This window comes from Komagataeibacter ossonobensis (assembly GCF_057359305.1).
Genome location: NZ_JBXAYQ010000034.1, coordinates 1 through 21273, shown reverse-complemented (window position 1 = coordinate 21273; position 21273 = coordinate 1). Strand labels below are relative to the sequence as shown.

Below are 21273 nucleotides of genomic sequence, written 5' to 3'. Positions count from 1 at the left end.
GACCGCGAAAACAAACACAGCCATGCGATTCAGCCGGAACGTACAAATTAGGTCCGCAAAATAACGTGGTCATCTTTTTGCTAAAAACGTAGGGACCACACTACCAAAGCAAAACGGGAGATAGGCATTTTCGGCCAAATTCGGCGATATCCTGCACCCAGAATCCATGCATAAGTATATGAAATTATAAGAAAATCAGTTAAACAATCAACTTACAGACACTATTGGTCTACGCCCCGCCTCACTTCTCCGTAACGTGTGCACTACGCATCCTTCGCGCCTTCACAAACCCACGATCTGTAGAGATAAACCTTGTTATCATTGGCACGATGAGGCGCACGGGATCGGCTGCCGCCTGCCCAGTCTCGTGACTGAGGATTTCAGCATAAGCGATAAGACCACGATGCAGCGCGGCGGGCAGCTCCAGCGTGACCTTCACGGGCTTGTCGTCCTCAATCGGACCAAGCTTCAACTTCGTCATGGGTGGGTTTCCTTCTCTTTCCGTAGCTTGAGGACAAGAGCGCGATTCAAAATAAGCGTGAACGGCAGGCCCGGCCGGTCGGTCAGCGTCGGCTGAATATTCAGGCTCCGGTCGATCAAGCGGTTGCCGACCATGGAAAATCCGTTGGATGCACCGCTACGGATGGCCTGCATCAGGTTGTTCTCATTCCATGACGTGCCCGCTTCCGAACCCACACTGAGCAGGGTCGTGACAAGGGCTGCGCGGAACAGTTGGCCCCAATGGTTGTTCACGTCGTCGGATAGGCCGGACTGCCCGATGGCGTCGCCACCGGGCAGCTTTTCCAGCACCAGGCTCTCCCCGTTCGGGTAGATCAGCCGGGTCCAGATGATCTGGGTGCGCTGCTGCCCGAAGGAGACACTGCTGTTATAGGCTCCGAACAGGGTGCTGCCCTGCGGGATCAGCAGATAGCGCCCGGTCGGACTGTCATAGACGTTCTGCGTGACATGCCCGACGATCTGGCCTGGCAGATCGGAGCTGATTTTCGTGTTCAGCGCACCAGCGATCACTGTGCCAGCCTGAAGAATATAGGGAGACGCTGGCGGCATAATCCGGTCCGGGCTGACCGTCGCACGGTCCGGCCGGCCCGCCAGAAAGGCGCGATTGCCAGCCTGCTGGTCGGTTCCTGCCGATGATGCCTGCACTCCGGACGTGGCCTGTGCCGGAAGCACTTGCCCACTCCGCCCTTCCCGCGCCTCGACCTGCGCAAACAGCCGACTGGTGCGCGCCGCCTCGATCTCCTGGTCACCGCGACGATCCCCCATGCCGGGAACCGGTCCCGCACGTCCCTGCCGCTGCGCATTAAGGATCGGCCTGCCCAGATCACCGGGCAGGGGCGACCCCAGTTTCGGCACGCCGCTTCCGACATAATCGGACGGCAGTCCGGTCAGCCCGTCGGCCGAGGGACGGACATCGGTGTCCTGCGCGGCAGGCGGCGATGGCGGCCGATGGCTGGCCTGAAGAGCATACCCAAGCGCGAAAGTCACCGCGATCATGCCTACCCCACCCAGCGACCAGACCACAGTGCGCGACAGACGCACCACGCGCGGCCGATCGGCCCTCAGACGTAGATCGGGTGGTGGTTGTGACGCTGGCGCAGCACTTGCGGTGCTTCCCGTTGTCGGGGCCTGCCCGGTCATGTCCGCTGTCCATCCGTGCGCACGATCCGCACACGCTGCTCGGAATGCTTGTCACCCAGGCGCAATTCAGCGGCGGCAAACAGGCGGTCGACGATCATCCAGTTCTGTCGCACCCGGTAATTGACCAGTTCTGGCCCGCCATCCGCCCCCAGCACGAAGAGCGGCGGCAGTTCGCCCTGCCCGATCCCCGACGGGAAGGCGATATAGACCTTATGGCCATCATCGAACGCTCGGCTCGGAAGCCAGGGCGGCGTGCCGCCTTTTACTGGCTGGATGGCGTAGCGGAAATTCAGCGCGGCCAGATTTAGCCCCGCATCCACGGGAGCAGCGTCATCGGCCACATCGTCCTGACGGTGCAGGGCAATCAGATCGTCCTCGGGATAGTCCCACGAGACGGACGCCATATAGGTAGCAGGCGTTGACCTCAATTCGGCAAGATAGGTGCGCCGGTCCGTATTGACGATCAGATTGGTGGTCAGGTCCGGCCGGGTCGGCTTGACCAGGATATGGATCCTCTTTGTCGCCCCTGCCCCGCTCTCGGTATCACCGATAATCCAGCGTACCGTATCCCCGGCGGCGACCGGGCCGGTGCCAACCAGCTTCTCGCCCTTCTGGAGCATGATATCGGTAATCTCGCCCGCCGAGGTGTAGACCTGATAGAGTGCCCCTGCGCTGTACGGATAAACCTGCACGGCATTGATGAACCCGGCCCGCGTGGGCTGGATGCGGGCCGCCAGATTGGCCTGTGTCACGCGCACTGCGGGATCGGCGACTTCGGGTGCAGGATGGACGGTGCGTCGTGAGGGCAGCGGCTTGAGCTGGCCCGGCAGGGGAAGTCGCTTCGGGACTTCGACCACCTGAACGGGCTTCGGCGGGTCCGGCAGGCGCACGGCCTGAACAGCGTCATCGTAACGGATGACAGGCGGATGATACTGCCCCGCGCAGGCGGACAGGGTGAGCAGCACTAATGGAACGGCGCGTATGACCATGCGGATCATTGTCCGAGTTCCTTCGACCAGTTGATGGCGGAGACGTAGATGCCGAGCGGGTTTTTCCGCAGATGATCGGCATCGCGCGGCGTGCGCAGCACGACAGACACGATGGCCGTCCAGCGTTCGGTGCCGGTAAACGCGCCGTCACGGTAATGACGCTCGGTCCAGGCCACCCGGAAACTTCCGGGAGAGGCCCGGATGACCGACGACATATCGACCTCGACCTGCTCGCGGCCAATCCGCGAGAACGGATCATTCAGACGGGCATAATCATTGAGCGCCTGCGCCGCCGAAATGGTGGCGAAGTCATAGGCGCGCAGCCAGTTATGGCGGACCACAACGGCGTCGGACGACAGGCCACGGACATCACCAATAAACTGTGCCAGATACCAGGCAATCTGCGGATCGGTCGGTGTGTAACCCGCTGTGGCAGGCATCACGACCTGCGCCTGCCCCAGTCGATCGACCTGCACCACCCATGGCACGACGGTGCCGCGCGTGGACTGCCAGACCAGACCGGCACCAAGGCCGGCGGACAGAAACAGTGACCCGAACGCCATCAGACGCCAGTTGCGGGCCTGCACACGGGCGGAGCCGATGCGCTCGTCCCAGATCTGCGCTGCTTTCTGGTATGGGGTTACGGGCTCGGGCGTGATCCCGTAGCGGCTGGTGGAGCGACGAAACATCGTCCTCATTCCTTTTCCGAGAGATCAATGCTGGAACTTCCGCCGCCGCCATCGGCCGAGCGGATGACGTGCGCCGCTTCGGCGGCATGGGTGGCGGCATTGCGACGCTTCATGTTTCGCGCCCATCGGGGTGGCTCGCCATCGGGGCCAGAACCGCCACCGCCATTACCTGACGGGCCGCCGGACGACCCGGCACCCGCATCGGACCCACCTGTGAAACGTCCGCCTGTCGCGGCGAATGCGCCTCGCGCGCCCTCGCCGTAGCTCTGCTTCATGGCGGTGGCCGCAGACGACATTTTGCTCTTCACGGCATTCGCGGCAGCGCTGCCCGGCGCTCGGGCGACACCGCCCAGCCCGGCTGCCATGCGGGCACCGGCACTTTCGCCAGCAGCATTCATGGCACCCATCGAATAAGCCGTGTTCGCCGCACCTGCGATCGCGGCCCCGCCCCGCGCGGCGGCTGCCGTCGCGCCCACCGCCGCAGCCCCACCAGAGGCAACCGCTCCAACGCCAGCCACGGCCGTTACCCCCATCGCGCCAACCGCCATGCCGGTGCCGACAGCGGCGCCAACGCCAAGCTGTGGCGCGCCGGAGATCAGACCATTAGCGATGCTGCCGCCGTAAATGGACAGGCCGACGATCGCCAACGAGGCCAGCACGACAGAGACCGCCTGGCCGATGGTCGGCACGGCATCGCCATACGAGGTGTTGAACTGCCGGAAGAGCACAGAGGCGATGGCGGAGATCACCGCCAGCACCATCACCTTCACGCCCGAGGAGACGACATTGCCCAGTACCTTCTCCGCCAGGAAGGCCGTCCGGTTGAACAGCGCGAACGGGATCAGCACGAAACCGGCGAGGCTGGTCAGCTTGAACTCGATCAGGGCCACGAAAAGCTGCACGGCCAGAATGAAGAACGCCGCCAGCACGATCAGCCAGGACAGGCACAGCACGAAAATCTGGATAAAGTTTTTGAAAAACGCGACCGGACCCAATAGGTTGTGGACAGAGTCCAGCAGCGGCTGGGCCGCATCGAACCCCGTCGCGGCCAGTCGGCCGGGACGGAGGAAATCCGACAGTGCCAGACTGCCACCGGCCGCCTTCAGGCCCATGGCGGCGAAGCTGTCGAATACAACCTTCGCAAGATGGTCGAAATTGTTGATCAGGAATGCGAAGAACCCGATATACAGCGTCTTCTTCACCAGCCGCTGGATGATGTCCTCATCCGCCGCCCAGGCCCAGAACAGCCCGGCCAGCGCGATATCGAGCACGGACAACGATCCCGCCAGAGAAACCACATTGCCTTTCAGCAGCCCGAAGCCGCTGTCGATCGTGGTCGTGAAAGTATTGAGGAAAGTGTCAATAACACCGACATCGTTCGTGGCCATGACCGTCAGTTCCCATCGCTGCCGAACATGGACACCCTTCCCGGCGCATAGGCGTCATGCTGTGAGAAATGCTGATACTGCGCGTCACTTTCCGCTTCCGTCGCAGCATCACGTGCCTGTTGCAGAGCCATGGCGCGACCGTTGGCGGCCAGTTCTGCCTGGATGTCGGACAATTGGCGGGACTGAAGCGCCAGAAGCTGATTGCCGGCCTGTGCCGCCTGCAACGCCCCGGTGGAGGTCTGGCTGGCCGACACAAGCTTTGTCATGGCCGAACTGTCGCTCGGGATGTTTCCCACCACCCTCGCCTGGAGCTTCAGGGCATCCTCGAACCCGCCAACAGAATTCTGCCACCGCGTCTGCGCCTGGCTGAACAGGGCGCTGTCGGACATGCCCGAGGAGACGGACGAGTACGCCTGCTGGTATTGTTGCTCGACCGACTGGACGCTGTAAGCGATGTTCTGCGCCTGGGCGAGCAGCGCCGTAGTCTGGGAAATCGTTGATTGCAGTGTGCCCAATGTCGAAAGCGGCAGGCTCGCCAGATTACGGCCCTGATTGACCAGCATCTGGGCCTCATTGGCCAGCGACGTGATCTGATTGTCGATCTGCTGGAGCGTGCGGGCCGCGATCAGCACGTTCTCGACATGGTTCGCGCCGTCATACACCGCCCATTGCGCGTGGGCAGGTGGAAAAGATGAAACCGTAAAAGCAATGACCGCTACGGCAGGAATCAGACGATATCTCACGGCACGCCCCCTTCCCGCAGAAGGTCCGCCGCCCACATGACACCACGCGCTTCGAACCACGCAGGCAGGAAACCATCCCGCCCGTGCTTGGTCAGCACGCTATCGATCAATCGATGATCGTCTTTGCCGGACGCAGCACACAACGCCAACACCACCGGACCGAGACCCAGTTCGAACAACCGGTTTCCGCGCTGGGTCTGGCAGTAATATTCCCGCTTGGACGCCGCACGCGCGATGATGGCGATCTGCCGGTCGTTCAACCCAAAATCCCGATAGAGCGCCATGATCTGCGGCTCGATGGCACGCTCATTGGGCAGGAAGATCCGGGTCAGTTCTCAGTGAAAATCAACACTTCTGCTTCACCAGCAGTTCAAGGGCGCGAAAACGTCGCCCACCGGCTGGCACTTCATAGCTACCGGTTTCGACACCAGCATCATCAAGGATGGGGCGGACATTCAGGCTCTGCAGCAGACCCCGGCGCTCGATGTCGCGGGCCAGTTCCTCGATCGACAGGCCGGACTTCACGCGCCGCACGTTGGACTGGGACAGCACCAGCCGGTTGAACGGGATATCGCGGGACGAACTCAGGGTGATTTTGGGAATAGCGGTCGCCATGGCGGAAAACTCCATGACGGGCGGACAGGAGCCTCTCTCCCACCCTCTCAACCCGTCACGAAAATCCGCGCAGCCCTCTGACTCTAAAGGCTATACCCGAGCCAGCACACTTTTCCCTTTCCCGGCAGAAAAATGTCGGCAATGGGGGGTGAGCGGAAAGTCCGCTATTGAGGTAGAATACACCGGAAAGCTGACATTTTTTAGAACGCTTCGGGCGGCTCGTAGCCCGAAGTAGCCCTTCATGATCCGCGCGGCGTGGTGCTCTGGGCAGACACAAAGGGCGGATTACGGACTTTCGCTACGTGGAACTGGTGGGTTGTCCGGTTAGAGGAAGCTGATATTCAGTAGAGTTTCATGGAGAGGACAACCAAGCCTGATACCTAGCTGCAACGCTTGGGGAAACCGTATCAAGTATCTGAGGGTGCTTAAACGAGGAGTGCAGACTTGCCGAACCGATTCATTTTTCGACAGGTTCATTATGAAGACCTATCGACCTTTCTTATGGATGGTGAAGTTAGAGCCAAGCGACATCAATGCCCTCAACGCTGTCATCAAACGTCATATCGAGCAATTGTGGACCGTCGTGGAACAGACGAGTTTCAGATGCCGCACGGTCGTGTGGTTAACGATTTTGTACCGTTTTATTTTAGCCCAATAACGCCGTTCACATACACCATTTACATGGGGAACGTACCATTGATTTCTCCGGCGGGGGTGGAACTTCGTAAAGCTTGCGAGGATGATCGGATCTTTTTGGTCAGTTCACCACAATCATTCATAGGTTCCGGTTTATTCACTTGCTTTAGCGACTATGCACTGAATTCGAAAGCGCCGATGCCAACGATTGAATCCGACCTCACCAAGCTCGAAGACCACGTCCACTGGGACGTCTTCGATGAGGCTCCGATGATTTCGGCGATACCAGACATCGGCTACGCGGGTGTCTGCAAGTGGTACCACAACATGGCAACCCCGCCGGAGCGCATGACGCGTAGCGCGAAGCGTATGGCAGAATTTTTGGTTTATGGCGCGGTACCGCTGGACAAAATTATGTGTATAGTGGTGAAAACGGATAGGATGCGAGCTACCTTGGAGGGGATGATGGCTGTTTCGACATGGAACATCCCGATTTTGACACAGCGTGGGTGCTTCTACGGATGACGATACGAACCAAAAAAGGAGACATGTTTTCCGAGCCTGTGGGGGCTCTGGTGAACACTGTCAACTGTGTCGGCGTTATGGGAAAAGGCGTCGCTCTGGAGTTCAAGAACAGATGGCCCGCAAATTTCCGCGCCTACAAATCTTTGTGCGATGCCAAAGGTTTAAGTCCAGGACAAGTATTCGTCTTCGATACCAAGGAGTTGTTTGCCTCAGAAGGACCGCGATACCTGATCAACTTCCCAACGAAGGCCCATTGGCGCTCGAAGTCCAAGATTGAGTACATTGAAGACGGTCTCGATGCACTCGTCAAGGCGATTCAAGAACACGAGATAACGTCCATTGCGATCCCCCCTCTTGGTTGCGGAAATGGCGGACTGGACTGGACGGATGTGCACCCTTTGATCGAAGCGAAGCTTTCGTCCCTTAGTGACGTCGAGATTGTTTTGTTCGCGCCCAAGAATGCCACCGACGTCCCTGAGCACGTTCATTCGAGCCTGCCGATGACTTTCCAGCGTGCGATTTTGCTCAAAGCTCTCAACGATCTCGAACGCTACTTCAACGGGTCTTTTGACAGAATTTCGCTGCAAAAAATCGCATATTTCCTGCAAGCTTTGGGCGTGGACTTCAAACTCAGGTTTGCCCGCAATCTTCACGGCCCTTATTCGGAAACCTTGAAGCTTGCCTACATCTCGATGGAGCGTCGTGGAATGATCGACGGTTTCTTAAGCGGCGAGCGCCAATCGCATGTGACGCCCAGTGGGTGTGCCGTTGCGAACGAGTTTTTGAACCAAGCCGGAACTGCTGCAAGTGACATTATTGATCGTTTGAACAAGCTGGTTCAGGGCTACGAAAGCCCTTACGGATTGGAGCTTCTTTCCTCGGTCCATTTGCTTGCCCATCACGAAGGCCATTTTCCAGTTGAGACGATCATTCGCGAGATGCAGGGATGGAGTGAGGCCAAGCGGAACCAATTTAGTGAGGACGCGATCCGGGCTGCATACGACCGTCTTAAAGACGATGGCCTTTTGCACCAAATGAAGCCAAACGATGCCGAACTTTCAATTTGATCAATAGACTTCTGCTTGCGTTTGGCTGTCCCTCTAGTCTTGTCGTGGTTGTGTGAATGTGGCGTAAGCCCGGTTTGGCGGGCCGCGTCGCAGCATTGCGAAGTTATTTCGAGTGTCCGAATGGGCAGGCAGCAACAGTTAGAGCCGGTGAGGACCTCACCGACCCGAGATGCACTCCTGCGCAAGTCGGCTGATTAGCTTTGAACCAGTTATGTCCGCTATCGGGAAAAAGACCGGAAAACTCTATGTCCGGAGAGACGAGCGAAAGCAGACTGGCAGGTTTTGGCCTATACCAACGATTCCGGCCGTCAATTGTCAGTCCTCACCGCGCATTGCCGGGAACCATACCCGAAGACTCATCTCAGTCGCGACCATACGTGCATGAGCCCTTCGCATCCGGTCAGTCTACCTTTACTAAGATTACTCTGGATAATTAGCACTGCTGGTAGGTCCGTTTGCCAAAAGAAAGAACTACCACCGTAGACTCTGTCCGGGCGTCTCGAACGGGCCACAATTTCCATGAGCGATGGACGGCGCGGCGCGCTCTGCAACTGGTTTTCCCTAGCGATCATATTTACGCTATAGCGATAGAAGGTCTGTCGACCAATGAGGAAGCCGAACCAGGAGACGCGGCGCAGGAAATCGCTGATCTGGTTCTATACTACGGTACAGGAGATTCTTTTGGATCGGCCTCGGCTGTCCAGACGCTGCAGTTCAAGTACCGGGTCGACCGGACACCCGTTACGTCCTCGTACCTGAAGAAGACCATCGAAAAATTCGCCGATAGCGTCCTTGGATACCAGAAGGAGGCGACGGCTGACGAAGTAGACAAGAAGCTTTCCTTCGGCTTCGTAACAAACTGTCAGTTTGCAACGTCCCTTTGGGACGCGATTGCGGCCCTAAAAGCAGGCACCGAGCCTCCCACGGATAGGAGTGCCAAGGATCAGTTTGACTATCTGTCGCTGTGGTGCCGGGATCGGGGCGTCGATCCGCACCGTCTTTTCAGCATGACAGAATTTCGGGCGGGCGAGAAAAATCTTCCCGTACAAAAAAGCCTGCTGCGCCGTTCGCTTACGGACTGGTCGGCCGGCAACGACGGACGTGCAAAAATTAGGGTCCACGAGCTTGTTGAACTTGTCGTGGACAAGGCCGGTGTCAGAGGCGCCCGAAACAACCTCATTAAACGTGAAAACGTCCTTGATGCGCTAGGTTGCGAACCGGAGGACCTTTTCCCTGCCGATACCCGTTTTGTTGACGTTGGCGAGGTTGTCGAACGCTCAGAGCTGAATGACGTCCTTTCGCTGGTAAAGACTTCTGCGGTCCCTGTGCTCCTTCATGCGGAAGGCGGCGTTGGCAAAACCGTCTTTGTACAAATCCTGGCTGCGAAGCTTACCAGTGACTTTGAAGTCGTGGTCTTCGACTGCTTCGGCGGCGGCGCATACCGATCTGAGGATCAGGCTAGGCACTTGCCCAGTGTGGGTTTTGTCCAGATCGCCAATGAACTCGCTTCGCGCGGATTGTGCGATCCTCTTTTGCCAGGTGATGCCGATACCAGGGGGCTCGTGACTGCCATGCGCAGGCGGCTGGAGCAGGCGGCCGGGGCGGTACAGGAGCAGTCTGAGAAGAGCGGCATCGTCGTGGTGCTGGACGCTGCTGACAACGCGCAGCTTGAGGCGAATAACCGGAAGGACGAGGCCTTCCCAAGGTTGCTGCTGGCTTCGCTGAGCCGTGAGCCGATTGATGGCGTGAAACTGTTGCTCACCGCCCGTCCGGAGCGGAAAGACGGTGTGATCGGGCGCGCATCTGTCGCACTGTTCAAGCTGGGGGTCTTTTCGGATGAGGAGGCGCGCACCTTTATTGCTGGGAGACTGCCTACTGCGACTGAGGAGGAGGTCGACGTCGCCCTTCGGCGATCCCGGTGCAATGCCCGCGTGCTGGCATACCTTGTCGAGTCATGGGATCAAAATGTTTCTGGCAATCCGTCATCGACGCCGATTTCTGTCGAAGAAATTGTGGCGCAGCGATGTGAAAAAATCTTCGCGGACCTTCACGTTGCCGGATGGAACGACGGTCAGATCAAAGAATTTTTTGCGGCGATTTCGCTGCTTCCGCCTCCTATACCACTGGATGAACTGGCAAACGCACTCGGATGGCCGGTCACTCAGGTCAATAGCGCTGCTGCCGATCTGGCTCCCATGCTCGAACTGGTTCCTCAAGGCGCGATCTTTCGCGATGAACCAACTGAAACATATGTTTGGAAGACCTATTCCCAAGAGAAGAGCGCGCAGCAGGCAATTGCGCAGCGACTCAAAAACAGCCAGCTGACGTCGTCCTATGCGGCAGAAGCCCTGCCGAGATTTCTGGTCACGATCAATGACAGCAACCGCGCCTACGAACTGGCTGGATCGTCCGACTTCCCCGCATCGATCCAATCCGACTATGGACGCCGCCGTCTTACTCTGGCGCGACTGCACGCCGCGTTTCGTCTGGCAGTAAAGCAGGACGATCTCAATCGCGCCCTCCTGCTTACGACGCAGCTGGCGCAGGTTGCTGCTGCCAACGCACGGGGCGATGACTTTATCCGTCGCGCGCCGGGGCTTGGGATCAAGCTTGGCGACAAGGATGTCTCGCGCCGGCTGTTCAATGATCGGTCCGGCTGGCGTGGGGCGCGCAACGTCCGCCTCACGCTGGCATATTGTTTTGCCGGAGAGATGGAAGAAGCAAGAACCCATCAAAACCGCGCAATTGGCTGGATCAACTGGCACTACCAGAATCAAGATGAAGATAGGCCTCTCGACGGTCCACGCCCCCAGGACGATGACTTTGCCGCTCTCATGTTCTTGAGCGTCCTGAGGCGTGAATTCGATAGCGTCAATGGCAATCTCAAGAACTGGAATCTTCGGTTTGCCATGTCGGTGTGCAACGGCGTGATCAGGCTCGCCCTTCAGTATGAGCAGCTTGGTCTGGGCCCGGTTCTGGATGATCTGTGCGAGTTCGCGGCCAGCGACGAATGCAAATCCTATGCGCTGCGCATAACCTTGATAGGCCGGCATACTTCTCTAGCGCCACACCATGTTGCCGCTATCGCGAAAAGGGTCGAGCGCCCCGGAGATGACGAGAACGACCGAGGAGTCAGACTTGATGATGAACGGGTTATAGAAGCCGCCGTCTCGAAGGCAGCGTTCGCTGCGCTGGTTCGTTCGTCAAGATCGGCGGCCCGCCATATTGTGAAGACGGGTACCACCTTGCGCGCTTCAAGTTATGACTACAGCGAGCGCTATGGCTTTTCGCGCATCTGGACTCCGACACTCAGCGCCTGCCTTCGTGCCTGGTCGGCCGGGCAACGCGCCAGCTTTCACCACCTGCTTCCCCGTGAATTGAAGATTGGCCGGAAAGCCAAAGCGCTCAAATCGAACGACGAACTCCGCGAGTTCCTATCGCAACAAACTGGCTCACGAGCGAGAGGCAGACCTGCGGGTCGACCCAAAGCGAAGGAAGGCCGGAAGCCTCTGTTTGACGACAATGAACGCCGTGCAATAGTCAGCGGTATTCAATTGATCCGATCTATGGCCGAGCCGATTGAGACGGCGGTGCTGAGCGGTCAGGGTATCGGGAGCCAGTGTGTTGATGGATTCCTGAACGCTTGGTCGGCCGCGTTGCGCCTGAATGTTCATTGGCGCACGGAAGAAGCAACGGACGTGCTCTGCCGCACAGTCGGGATCGGCTTCGCGGCCTCTGTCTTTGAACATGCCGATCAGATCACCGAGGCCCAGGGCACTGCGCTGATCGAGATTGTTTCCGGCGACAAGTTTCGTGTCCAAGACCGACTGGCGATACTGAACCTGCTCGCGAAGCGGCCAAATCTTCACAATCTGACAGGGCGTTTTGCGCAAAAGGTTGCGGAGAGCATTCGACGAGACGCGTCGATCGATCAGCGCGGGAACAACTACCGGGAGCTTGCGGAAAATCTGCTCCCAATGAGTGTTGCCGAGGCTCGGGAGTATTATCGTCAGGGTCTTGCAGAACTGGACCAGATGGGGGGCGACGACCACGACATCATCTACGCGCTACTGAATTTCGCGGCAGTACAGCCGGGAGGCTTTGTACGTCCCGAACTCGGCCACAGACTGCTGAACCTTTGCCAGACCATCATTTACGATGCCAGCAAGTTTGGGTGGACATTACTTGCCAAGGCCGCTGCAAACTCTATCGGAATGCCGGCGGCGTATAAGTTCGTGCGTTGGGCCGATCAGGATGTAGCGCCTTTTTCGTATGGGCTCCCTCAGTTCGCCGGGTTCTCTGCGGCCAAAGGGCTGCTTGATCCCCGACGGGCGGCGGTCATTTTCATCCTGTGCGAGGATATTGGCTGGTACGACCGGAAGCTGGGCGACAGTCTGGCCGACGTTTTGGGCAGGGCGGCGCCTGAACAACGACGGGGTATCTTTACCGCAGTTTGGGGCAAAGTAAGGGCTGAACATCCCTTTGGTGGCTGGGCGTCGCTATGGGAGGGTTTTACAGGACTTACCGCACGGTTCCCCGGGGTCATTTTGGGCGAAGAACACAAGGCCCTAGAAGAGCGCGCAATTGAGGCCCAAAAGCGAACGGACGAGATAAACCGCCGGAATAATCCAGACAGTGAGCATATCTTTGCGTCGCGCATCGACGACACCGACGAGAAAGCTGAGGCTGACGAGAACATTGTCCGGCTCGTTGAGAGTTGCGACCTCACATCGGCTGTCTCCATCGACGCAGCGCTCGCCCAGATCACGGGGGAGCCGCCCCTCCCTTACCATGTAAGGCAACAGTTCTTCGGGCTGCTGAAGGAAAAGTGTCCCTACGATCAGCGAGCGAAGCTCCTGTTTGCACTCTGCGAGGTTGTGGGTCTCGAAGTCGACGACGTGATCCGACACGTTGTCGAACTGATGCAGGCCTGGTCGGAGTCTTCTACCCATCTGCGGGCTGAGGCTAAGGCGGTGGTCGAACGCCTGTTCGCGTTCCGGGGCTCCGAGATTTTCGAGCTGCGGTTCGCGAATATCTCGCGCGAGGTCAATCAGCTTACGGAGCTTTGCCAGGATCATGGATTCGTCATGCGCCAGCTTCTGCTAACCGTTGCGAACGAAGAAGTGGATCTTGGCGGCGAGGAATGGTTGCAGGTTGCTACAAACCTTTGCAAAGACACGTCGCCGTCAACCGGCCTTGAGGCGCTGGAGAAGCTCCTGTCGAGCTCTGCTGCGCGGATAGCCGATGAAATTGGGGAGGGCCGGTTTCTTTCTGAGTTTGCTCCAGATATCACAGAGGCACAGCACCTCGCGAATCTCATATGGCATTTCCTTGGGGCGGACGATGCATATATGCGGTGGACGGCCGCGAAATGCATTTCAACGTTGGCCGCGCTGGGTCTCCACGATGACCTGAAGGCTCTCTTCGATCTGTTCGATGAGAGGGCCGTTGGCGCGCTGGAGACGAAAGACCAGCCACTGCCATATCTGAATTCGCAGCAATGGCTTCTCATGGGCTTTGCAAGGGCAACAGCCCGCTTCGGACATGAGTTGGGCTCTTTTGGACCTTTGCTGGTAGCCTTGGCCAACCGTGACGATCTTCACGTCATCGACAAACTGCATGTGGAGCGCAGCCTTCGGCATCTCAATGGCGACGGGACGCATGATGCCGCGCTGGCCAAGCTGCACTCCGAAATCGCAGAACCACCACACGGATACCTAGATAAGGAGGGGTATCCAGAGCCGGTGGAGCCCCAGTCTGGATACTCGTTCGACTACGAGTTCTCGAAATCGGAAATAAGCACCCTCGCCAGGCTGTTTGGGCTCTCGCAAGGCGAGATCATCGATCAGATGGCTGCGGAGATCAAGAAGCGCTGGCCTGCGGCGACAGGGATGGACTATTTCTCAGGTCATGAGCGGTATCGATGGCATCGGTCCGACCGGCATGAATTCTTCAGGGAGCATGTCCAAAAACATGCCCTCCTGCATGCCGCCACGACTTTCCTAAAAACCCTGCCGGTCGTTCGCCGCAGTTATGAGATGGACGGTTTAGGTCCGTATCACGACTGGCTTGGGCGGTATGACGTGGCCTTCAAGGACGGTTCTTTCCTGTCTGATCATAAGGACACCGTCCCGGAGTGCGCGAAAGCCCATCTTCTGGCGTGTCTGAAAGACAGGCAACCCGCCCTTGAACCAGTCGACATTCTCCTGAACAGGCTTGGTTTTACTGGCCAGCCGGGTGGCGAAATTCCGCTGTACGGTCGCTGGAAGTCTGTGGATGGCGTCTGGGTTCGCATAACGGCGGGTCTTTCGCCCTTGAAGGGGGCAATAGGGCGATGTCAGCAATTTTCCAAACGACCGGATCATGAGTTCTGGATACCGATCTTTGACAATGACGGGTATGACGACGATTACCGGCAGGTAAGTCCCTTCGAACCACTGGTTTGGGACTTTGACCCGTATCCGCGCAGCATAGATGAGGGTGATAAACTTGCGACTCCCAGTGCTGCTGCGCGACCTCGGCTGGGTATCGAACTGACGTCGGCATTGGGTTTGTCGCCGGACGCCGATCTGCGCGAGTGGCGTACGGCGGACGGTGAACTGGCGATCAGGAGCCAGGTCTGGGGCGAGTGGCAGTCCAACGAGTATGACCATCGGGAAGACGAGAACAACAATGGCGAGTTGCTGCTGACAAACCCGACCTGGCTCGACAATGTCCTGGAACGGCAGCGCAAGCGATTGGTACTGACCGTATCATTCTCGAAGTACAAGTCCCGCTACGACTTCGAAGAAGTCCAGAAAATCAGCAGCGCTTATGTGCTTTTGTATGACAAGGGCGGCATCTACAGAACTTGGCATGCCAAGAGGGCCGCGGGGTAACGACGCGACTGTTAAGCTTTGCCTGGGGATGCAACGGGTGTGCAGCGGTCCCGTTGCGAAGAGGTGCCGGTTAACGAGGATAGGGCTCCTGATCCCAGGCCCGCACACGACCCGATCTGGTCAATAGCTGGGTCGGACGGCAATGTCCCTTTTGAGGCGGAAGCTGCCTTTTGCCTTCGGTGCATGTTCTTCGCACGGCCAATTTTCATCCGGCAGTTGCCTGGCTCCTCTTGGCTTTAATACCGACACCCCTTGATCTAGTCATCGCAAGATGCATGATAGCTTTCGGAGACGGCTGGCCCAACCAGTCTCTCTCGGGGGGGTAAATGCTGCTTGCGGACAACGAGACCACTTTCGATCTGCTGAACAACGATGCGATCGCCAAGACTATTGTCGGCCTCATTACCGAAGATCCCGAGCGCGCCGTCACCGTTGGTGTCCACGGTGATTGGGGAGCGGGCAAATCGAGCGTGCTGGAAATGATCGAAGCGTCGTTCGCCGATCATGACGAGACGCTGTGCATTAAGTTCAACGCATGGCGGTTCCAGGGACTAGAGGATGCGAAGATCGCGCTGATTGAAGGCGTGGTCACGCAGCTGATCGAGAAGAGGTCGCTGACGACGAAGGCAGCTGATGCCGTCAAGGATGTCGTCAAGCGCATCGACTGGCTTAAGGTAGCGCGGATGGGCGGTGGGCTCGCGTTCACCGCGATGTCGGGTTTGCCCAGTCCCGATCATGTCAGCGCGGTCGTCGGCATGGTTAAAGGCTTCTTCGCGGACCCGGCCAAGTATGCCGACAGGGAGCAGATAGACAAGGTCATCGATGGTGCCGAAGGGTTATTGAAGGAGAAGGAAAGCCGGCGCGTCCCGCAGGAAGTCGAGGAATTCCGTAAGGCATTCGATGAACTGCTAAATCGCGCTGGACTGAAGCAGTTGGTCGTCCTGATCGACGATCTCGACCGCTGCCTGCCCGAACCGGCGATCGAGACGCTTGAAGCGATGCGCTTGTTCGTGATGATGGACCGCACCGCCTTCGTCATCGCGGCGGACGAGGCGATGATCGAATATTCGGTGCGTAAGCACTTCCCCGACTTACCGGATACCACCGGTCCGCGTGATTATGCGCGCAATTATCTCGAGAAGCTCATCCAGATCCCGTTTCGCATCCCGGCGCTCGGCGGGGTTGAGACGCATATCTATGTGACCTTGCTCCTCGTGGGCGCACGGCTCGGTGACGAAGACGCGCAATTCAAGGCGTTGGTGGCGGTGGCGCGCGAGGCGCTGAAGCGCCCATGGGACCCTACGGGGTTCGATGGTGCCGCGGTCCAAGCTGCGCTCGGTGCGCGCGCGAAGGATGTTGCGGACGATCTCGTGCTGACCGAACAGATCGTGCCGCTGCTGGCTAGTGGGACGTCCGGCAATCCGCGGCAGATCAAGCGATTCCTCAACAGCTTGCTGCTCCGCGAGCGGACGGCGGACGCGCGAGGCTTCGGGGCTGCGGTCAAATTGCCGGTGCTGGCCAAGCTCATGCTAGCGGAACGGTTCATCCCCACGTTGTTCGACGAGATCGGCCTCGCGTCGGCGAACGATCCCGATGGTCGTTGCAAAGACCTCGCTGTCCTCGAGGAAGGTCCCAAACCCGAAACGGCTCGGGCCCCTGCACCACTTGTGGCAGGCGGGGAAGGGAAGAAAGTCGCGCCCCCCAAGGCTGTCGCCGCCCCCGAGCCTGCGACGGTCGAAAATCCGGTCCTGACACAATGGCAGGCGTCGGACGTCATCAAGGCGTGGGCGAAGCTTCAGCCGCCCTTGAGCGATGTTGATTTGCGTCCGTATCTGTTCGTCACCAAGGACCGGAAGGACTATCTCGCAGCAGCCTCCGCCCTCGGCCCGCTGGCGGCGGTCGTCGAACGGCTGATGGGCCGTCGCATGGCCGTCTCGGGGATGGATGCGGAACTGCGGGCGCTCGCAAAGCCCGAAGCCTCGCTCGTGTTCGATTATGTGCGTCGGCGAATCCTAGGTGCGGGTGATTTCTCGCGACCACCCGCTGGCATCGACGGCGCGACGATCCTCGTGCGTACGCAACCGCACCTGCAGTCGGCCCTCTTGGACATGCTCGGAACGCTGCCCGCCTCAAGCGGTCCCTGGATCGTCAAGGGTTGGTCGGAAGTGATCACCGAAGACGCCGAAAGACAGCGCTTCCAGACTCTGCTGGAGCGATGGAGCAAGGCAACCGACAATCCGGCGCTGGCCACGAGCGCGACCGCCGCTCTGCGGACGAAGGTGAAGGGCTGATGGGCACGTCCTCGACCTTCGACGGCCCCAATAACGATCGCCCGCTGGTGCCCTCCTTCGTCGACGATAGCGACCGGGACGGTGGGTCCGGTGATGACGCAGGCGAGGGGCAGGATGGTGCCGATAGCGATAGCGGTGATGGCGAACATGCGCTGGCCGCGCCGCCACTCCCGCCACCCGGTCCAGCAGGTCGCTTCACGGCCCCACGCGCCAATTTTACGACGTTTGCACGTTCTGGGGGCACCGATCGGCGCAGTCTGGGCCGGGCAGTATCAGGTTATGTGCGCTCGTCCATGGGGAGCCCGCGCAGCGCAGCGCAGCGGATGGGCACCGCTCGCGCATCCGGCGGCAACGTGGTCCGGATGCTGCAATCGGTGCAGGCCAACGGGATCGCAGAGACCTTGCGTGAGCTTAATCTCACCGCGCTTGCCGGACGTCCTATCGAGGAAGTGTTCGCGGGTCTGGCGGACTATGTCTGTCCGGAAGATGGGTCGATAGATCACGGCATCGCGCGCAACGCTTTCATAGAGACGATCGCCGACCTGGCCGAAGCCGGCATCACTGACATCGACGGTTTGACCTCCGAACAGATGACAACGGTCTTTGAGCTTTATGTGGCGCACACGATCGAAGCCCGCATCTGCAATGACATCGGGACCAAGGCGGTGGCCTTGCCCGCGAACCCGGCGGCAGCTCAGAAGGTCGAGGATATGCTGCACGATTTCATCCAGCGCGGCGTAACCGACGCCGTGGCGCGTTCCGGTAGTAACATCCAGACGCTTTCCCCCGACCAGATCAACGGTTTCGTGACATCGGTCTACGAGGATGCCTTCCAGATACTCCAAGCGATGGGCGATGCGGAGGCGGCACGATGAAGCGTCATCTCCTCGTCGGCAAATTGGGACCCACGGACGACCCTACTGTCTTGACGCGGACCGACGAAGTCCGATCCGACGTCCAGCTCCTGAACGCAGGCGGGATGGCCTATGGGGTACAGACGGCGCTCAACGAGCTGCGCAAGTTCGATCTGGTCCCCAATGAGATCGGCATCGACCTGCTGGCGCTTGGCGCCCTCGTCTACGCGGCGGATACGCGGATCGCACGCGCGACCGAAGCCCAGGACGGCTGGACCCGCGAGATACGCATCTCGTTACCAGTCAGTGACGTCGCCGCGTGGGAAAGGGCACGACCGGTGATCGACCGCGCATTAGGCTTCCTGAGCGGAGACCGATGGGAGATTGAGTTCCGCACCCGGCCAGTGGGCAAGGGAAGGCTCGGTGGCGACGCGCCGCTGCTCAATACGGATCTCCGGGGTGTGAATCTCTTCTCGGGCGGCCTCGATAGCTTGATCGGCGCCATCGATAGCCTCGCGGCTGATGAGCGGCCCCTGCTGGTGAGCCATGCTGGCGAAGGTGCGGGGAGCAAAGCGCAGTATCTTTGCCACGCGGCGCTCAAGGCGAAATTCCCGCAGCGTCGTTTCGAATGGGTGAGGTTGCCGATGGTCTTCGCGCATGACTTGGCAGAAGGCGTCGGATCGGAGACGTCGACTAGGGCGCGATCGTTTCTGTTCTTCGCCTTCGGTGTTGCGGCCGGAACGGCGCTGCGTCGGCCATTCGACCTCAAAGTGCCCGAAAATGGCCTTATCGCGCTTAACGTACCGCTCGATCCGCTACGTCTCGGGGCACTTAGTACCCGAACGACACACCCATTCTATATGGCGCGCTGGCGCGAGATCGTCGCCGCGCTCGGCATCGATGGGTCACTGTCAAACCCTTATTGGGCGATGACCAAGGGCGAGATGGTCGACGCTTGCGCGGACAAGCCGTTCCTCATGACGATCGCCGACAAATCGATCTCCTGTTCGTCCCCCGCGAAACTGCGGTGGGCGGGCTATGCTCAAGGACATTGCGGATACTGCGTTCCGTGTCTCATCCGGCGGGCATCGATGCCGGACGGCGATCCGACGAGATACTTCCTCGAGGACCTGCGCCAGCGCCCGCTGAACAGCGCGGAAGCAGAAGGCGTACAGGTCCGCTCGTTTCAGCTGGCGATCGCGCGGCTCCGCGACCGACCCGACCTAGCGAAGATCCTCATCCATAAACCCGGCCCCCTCTACGACCATGATCTGGATGACCAAGGCCGCATGGCAGGGGTCTACGCGCGTGGTCTGGAGGAAGTCGGGCGATTGCTGGACGGCGTTCGCACGCGTCCGAGGTAGAGGGCGGGGATGAGCAATCTCGTAGATTTCCATTGTCACCTCGACCTGTATCCAGATTTCGAGCGCGCGGTCGCGCGTTGCGAACGCGCAGGCGTCTTCACCCTCACGGTGACGACGACGCCTAAGGCGTGGCGGCGGAACGCGGAAGTGACGGGAGCGACGAAATATGTGCGCGCGGGCCTCGGCCTCCATCCTCAGCTTGTGGGCGAAAGGGCAGCCGAGATAGGCTTATGGGAGAGGTTGCTGCCCGAGACGCGCTATGTCGGCGAAGTCGGCCTCGATGCGGGACCTCGGTACTATAGCTCGTTCGACGTGCAAAAGAAGGTCTTCGCCCACGTACTGGAAGCTTGTGCCGAAGCCGGTAACAAGATCCTGTCGGTCCATAGCGTACGGTCGGCGAAGATCGTCCTCGATATGGTCGAGGCTCACATGCCGTCCGATCGCGGGAAGGTGGTGCTACACTGGTTCACGGGCTCGGCGGCGGAAGCACGCCGTGCGGCCGATCTCGGGTGCTATTTCTCGATCAACGAACAGATGTTCGCCAAGGAAGGTAAAACGGCATTTCTGCGATCCCTGCCGCGTGAACGTCTCCTGACCGAAACGGACGGTCCGTTTATTAAGGTAGGAGATCGTGCCGCTGAGCCTACAGACGCGGGGCGGACACTCGTTCCACTGGCCGCTTTGCTAGGATTGGACGAAACCGAGACTAAGGCCCTGATCTACGCCAACCTCAGGAAGCTTCTCTTCTGACGATCTGCTCGCTTCGCCCTCTGGCTGGTGGCGAATGCACGGTTAACGGCACCATGGATGGCGACTCAGTCCCAAAAGGGGGCTTTGTAGGGCTATGGCGTAGACGTAGTTCTCATCTGGTTCCGGCGCGGCCCGCCTAGTTAGATTCGAGCCTCGATTGGGTAGAATGATGCGCAAATCTGCTATCCGCTTTTGTCGGCAGAGCGTCGGATGGATTCATGTAGGCTTTCGGGAAACTCTCCCAACCGCCTGTATGACCGAAATGAGGCGAAAGCGGACTATTTCCTGAGCCTGATGATTCCGAGTTCGTGCCACATCCACCCAAAATCGTAGGCAGCCATGGCACCGCCACTCCCTTGGGCGCGGACCGTAGTGTTTTCGATATCCTTCAACCAGATGGCCACCTTTTTACGCCCTGAAGCTGTCAGGACGGCCTGGCGCGGCGTCATATCCCCCAGGGCCGGGACTGGCTCATCAAGCACCTGCCGATAGTGCCGCTCCAGCATCTGCCCGATAATCCGGGCTTCCTCCTCGGGCGGGATCTGCAGTTCTGGCGAGACCTCCGGTCCAGGCGTCCCCCGGTCTTCCATCGCTTGCGCCGGCGTCATGATTTGCGTGAGCGGAGCGCGCACGAGATCTCCCAGACCAACCTGCAGCATGGCACGACCACGTTCGGCACGCTCTTTCGAGTTCACCTGCAGCCGCAACTGCCGCCCCTTCAGATCCAGCGTGCCCAGCACGATCGCGCCATCGTCCATCTCCGTGCGCAGAAACCGTCCGTTTTCATCATGCCCGGTTTTCAGCGCAAGTTCATCGTGCTTTTCC

General features: G+C 59.3%; 13 protein-coding genes and 3 pseudogenes. 7 read left to right on the top strand and 9 right to left on the bottom strand.

The genetic code is table 11. The features are described 5' to 3' along the window. Positions 1 to 241 precede the first annotated feature (241 nt). The 8 genes and pseudogenes from AC1RQ9_RS14865 to AC1RQ9_RS14830 all read right to left on the bottom strand — a co-directional run. On the bottom strand, positions 242 to 481 hold the full coding sequence (locus tag AC1RQ9_RS14865; RefSeq protein ID WP_485987564.1) for a DUF2274 domain-containing protein: 240 nt from the start codon (positions 479 to 481) through the stop codon (positions 242 to 244). Further along, complete coding sequence (locus tag AC1RQ9_RS14860) at positions 478 to 1659, bottom strand: TraB/TrbI/VirB10 family type IV secretion system protein (protein WP_485987563.1); 1182 nt, start codon at positions 1657 to 1659, stop codon at positions 478 to 480. The genes AC1RQ9_RS14865 and AC1RQ9_RS14860 overlap by 4 nt, the downstream gene beginning before the upstream one ends. Then, on the bottom strand, positions 1656 to 2657 hold the full coding sequence (gene trbG, locus AC1RQ9_RS14855) for a P-type conjugative transfer protein TrbG (RefSeq protein ID WP_485987562.1): 1002 nt from the start codon (positions 2655 to 2657) through the stop codon (positions 1656 to 1658). Before trbG ends, AC1RQ9_RS14860 begins: the two co-directional genes overlap by 4 nt. After that, positions 2654 to 3337: a conjugal transfer protein TrbF gene (gene trbF / locus AC1RQ9_RS14850; protein WP_485987561.1), complete on the bottom strand. Its 684-nt coding sequence runs from the start codon at positions 3335 to 3337 to the stop codon at positions 2654 to 2656. The genes trbG and trbF overlap by 4 nt, the downstream gene beginning before the upstream one ends. A 5-nt stretch (positions 3338 to 3342) precedes the next feature. Beyond that, entirely contained in the window at positions 3343 to 4725 is a 1383-nt protein-coding gene (gene trbL / locus AC1RQ9_RS14845; protein ID WP_485987560.1) for a P-type conjugative transfer protein TrbL, read from the bottom strand. 5 nt (positions 4726 to 4730) lie between these two features. After that, positions 4731 to 5468 (bottom strand): P-type conjugative transfer protein TrbJ, encoded by a 738-nt coding sequence (gene trbJ / locus AC1RQ9_RS14840; RefSeq protein ID WP_485987559.1) that lies wholly within the window; start codon positions 5466 to 5468, stop codon positions 4731 to 4733. Beyond that, positions 5465 to 5797 (bottom strand): annotated as a pseudogene (locus tag AC1RQ9_RS14835) (conjugal transfer protein TrbE); the annotation flags it as partial. The pseudogene AC1RQ9_RS14835 and the gene trbJ, both read right to left, overlap by 4 nt. A gap of 22 nt (positions 5798 to 5819) precedes the next feature. Next, positions 5820 to 6083: pseudogene (locus tag AC1RQ9_RS14830) on the bottom strand (ParB/Srx family N-terminal domain-containing protein); the annotation flags it as partial. A gap of 444 nt (positions 6084 to 6527) precedes the next feature. Between AC1RQ9_RS14830 and AC1RQ9_RS14825 the strand changes: the two are divergent. The 7 genes from AC1RQ9_RS14825 (at position 6528) to qatD (ending at position 20448) form a co-directional block, all read left to right on the top strand. Then, the gene (locus AC1RQ9_RS14825; protein ID WP_217320431.1) at positions 6528 to 7244 is read left to right on the top strand and encodes a DUF4433 domain-containing protein; all 717 of its coding nucleotides are present in this window, start codon (positions 6528 to 6530) and stop codon (positions 7242 to 7244) included. Further along, positions 7199 to 8311, top strand: a complete 1113-nt coding sequence (darG, locus tag AC1RQ9_RS14820; protein ID WP_485987558.1) for a type II toxin-antitoxin system antitoxin DNA ADP-ribosyl glycohydrolase DarG — start codon at positions 7199 to 7201, stop codon at positions 8309 to 8311. The genes AC1RQ9_RS14825 and darG overlap by 46 nt, the downstream gene beginning before the upstream one ends. A gap of 455 nt (positions 8312 to 8766) precedes the next feature. After that, complete coding sequence (locus tag AC1RQ9_RS14815) at positions 8767 to 15189, top strand: ATP-binding protein (protein ID WP_485987557.1); 6423 nt, start codon at positions 8767 to 8769, stop codon at positions 15187 to 15189. Positions 15190 to 15515: 326 nt separating this feature from the next. Further along, positions 15516 to 17480, top strand: a complete 1965-nt coding sequence (gene qatA, locus AC1RQ9_RS14810) for a Qat anti-phage system ATPase QatA (protein WP_485987556.1) — start codon at positions 15516 to 15518, stop codon at positions 17478 to 17480. Next, on the top strand, positions 17480 to 18355 hold the full coding sequence (gene qatB / locus AC1RQ9_RS14805; protein ID WP_485987555.1) for a Qat anti-phage system associated protein QatB: 876 nt from the start codon (positions 17480 to 17482) through the stop codon (positions 18353 to 18355). The genes qatA and qatB overlap by 1 nt, the downstream gene beginning before the upstream one ends. Next, positions 18352 to 19698 carry a Qat anti-phage system QueC-like protein QatC gene (qatC, locus tag AC1RQ9_RS14800; protein ID WP_485987554.1) on the top strand — a complete coding sequence of 449 codons (1347 nt, stop codon included), beginning with the start codon at positions 18352 to 18354 and terminating at the stop codon, positions 19696 to 19698. Before qatB ends, qatC begins: the two co-directional genes overlap by 4 nt. Positions 19699 to 19707: 9 nt before the next feature. Continuing rightward, a complete protein-coding gene (gene qatD, locus AC1RQ9_RS14795; protein ID WP_485987553.1) occupies positions 19708 to 20448 on the top strand; it encodes a Qat anti-phage system TatD family nuclease QatD in 741 nt (246 codons plus the stop codon). A gap of 278 nt (positions 20449 to 20726) precedes the next feature. Here qatD and AC1RQ9_RS14790 read toward each other — a convergent pair. After that, positions 20727 to 21273 (bottom strand): annotated as a pseudogene (locus tag AC1RQ9_RS14790) (hypothetical protein); the annotation flags it as partial.

Excerpts from the sequence above, each read along its gene's own strand:
- AC1RQ9_RS14865 (WP_485987564.1), bottom strand. The coding sequence starts at position 481 with ATGACGAAGTTGAAGCTTGGTCCGATTGAGGACGACAAGCCCGTGAAG.
- qatB (WP_485987555.1), top strand. The coding sequence starts at position 17,480 with ATGGGCACGTCCTCGACCTTCGACGGCCCCAATAACGATCGCCCGCTG.
- qatC (WP_485987554.1), top strand. The coding sequence starts at position 18,352 with ATGAAGCGTCATCTCCTCGTCGGCAAATTGGGACCCACGGACGACCCT.
- darG (WP_485987558.1), top strand. The coding sequence starts at position 7,199 with ATGGAACATCCCGATTTTGACACAGCGTGGGTGCTTCTACGGATGACG.
- qatD (WP_485987553.1), top strand. The coding sequence starts at position 19,708 with ATGAGCAATCTCGTAGATTTCCATTGTCACCTCGACCTGTATCCAGAT.
- qatA (WP_485987556.1), top strand. The coding sequence starts at position 15,516 with ATGCTGCTTGCGGACAACGAGACCACTTTCGATCTGCTGAACAACGAT.
- trbL (WP_485987560.1), bottom strand. The coding sequence starts at position 4,725 with ATGGCCACGAACGATGTCGGTGTTATTGACACTTTCCTCAATACTTTC.
- AC1RQ9_RS14860 (WP_485987563.1), bottom strand. The coding sequence starts at position 1,659 with ATGACCGGGCAGGCCCCGACAACGGGAAGCACCGCAAGTGCTGCGCCA.
- trbF (WP_485987561.1), bottom strand. The coding sequence starts at position 3,337 with ATGTTTCGTCGCTCCACCAGCCGCTACGGGATCACGCCCGAGCCCGTA.
- trbG (WP_485987562.1), bottom strand. The coding sequence starts at position 2,657 with ATGATCCGCATGGTCATACGCGCCGTTCCATTAGTGCTGCTCACCCTG.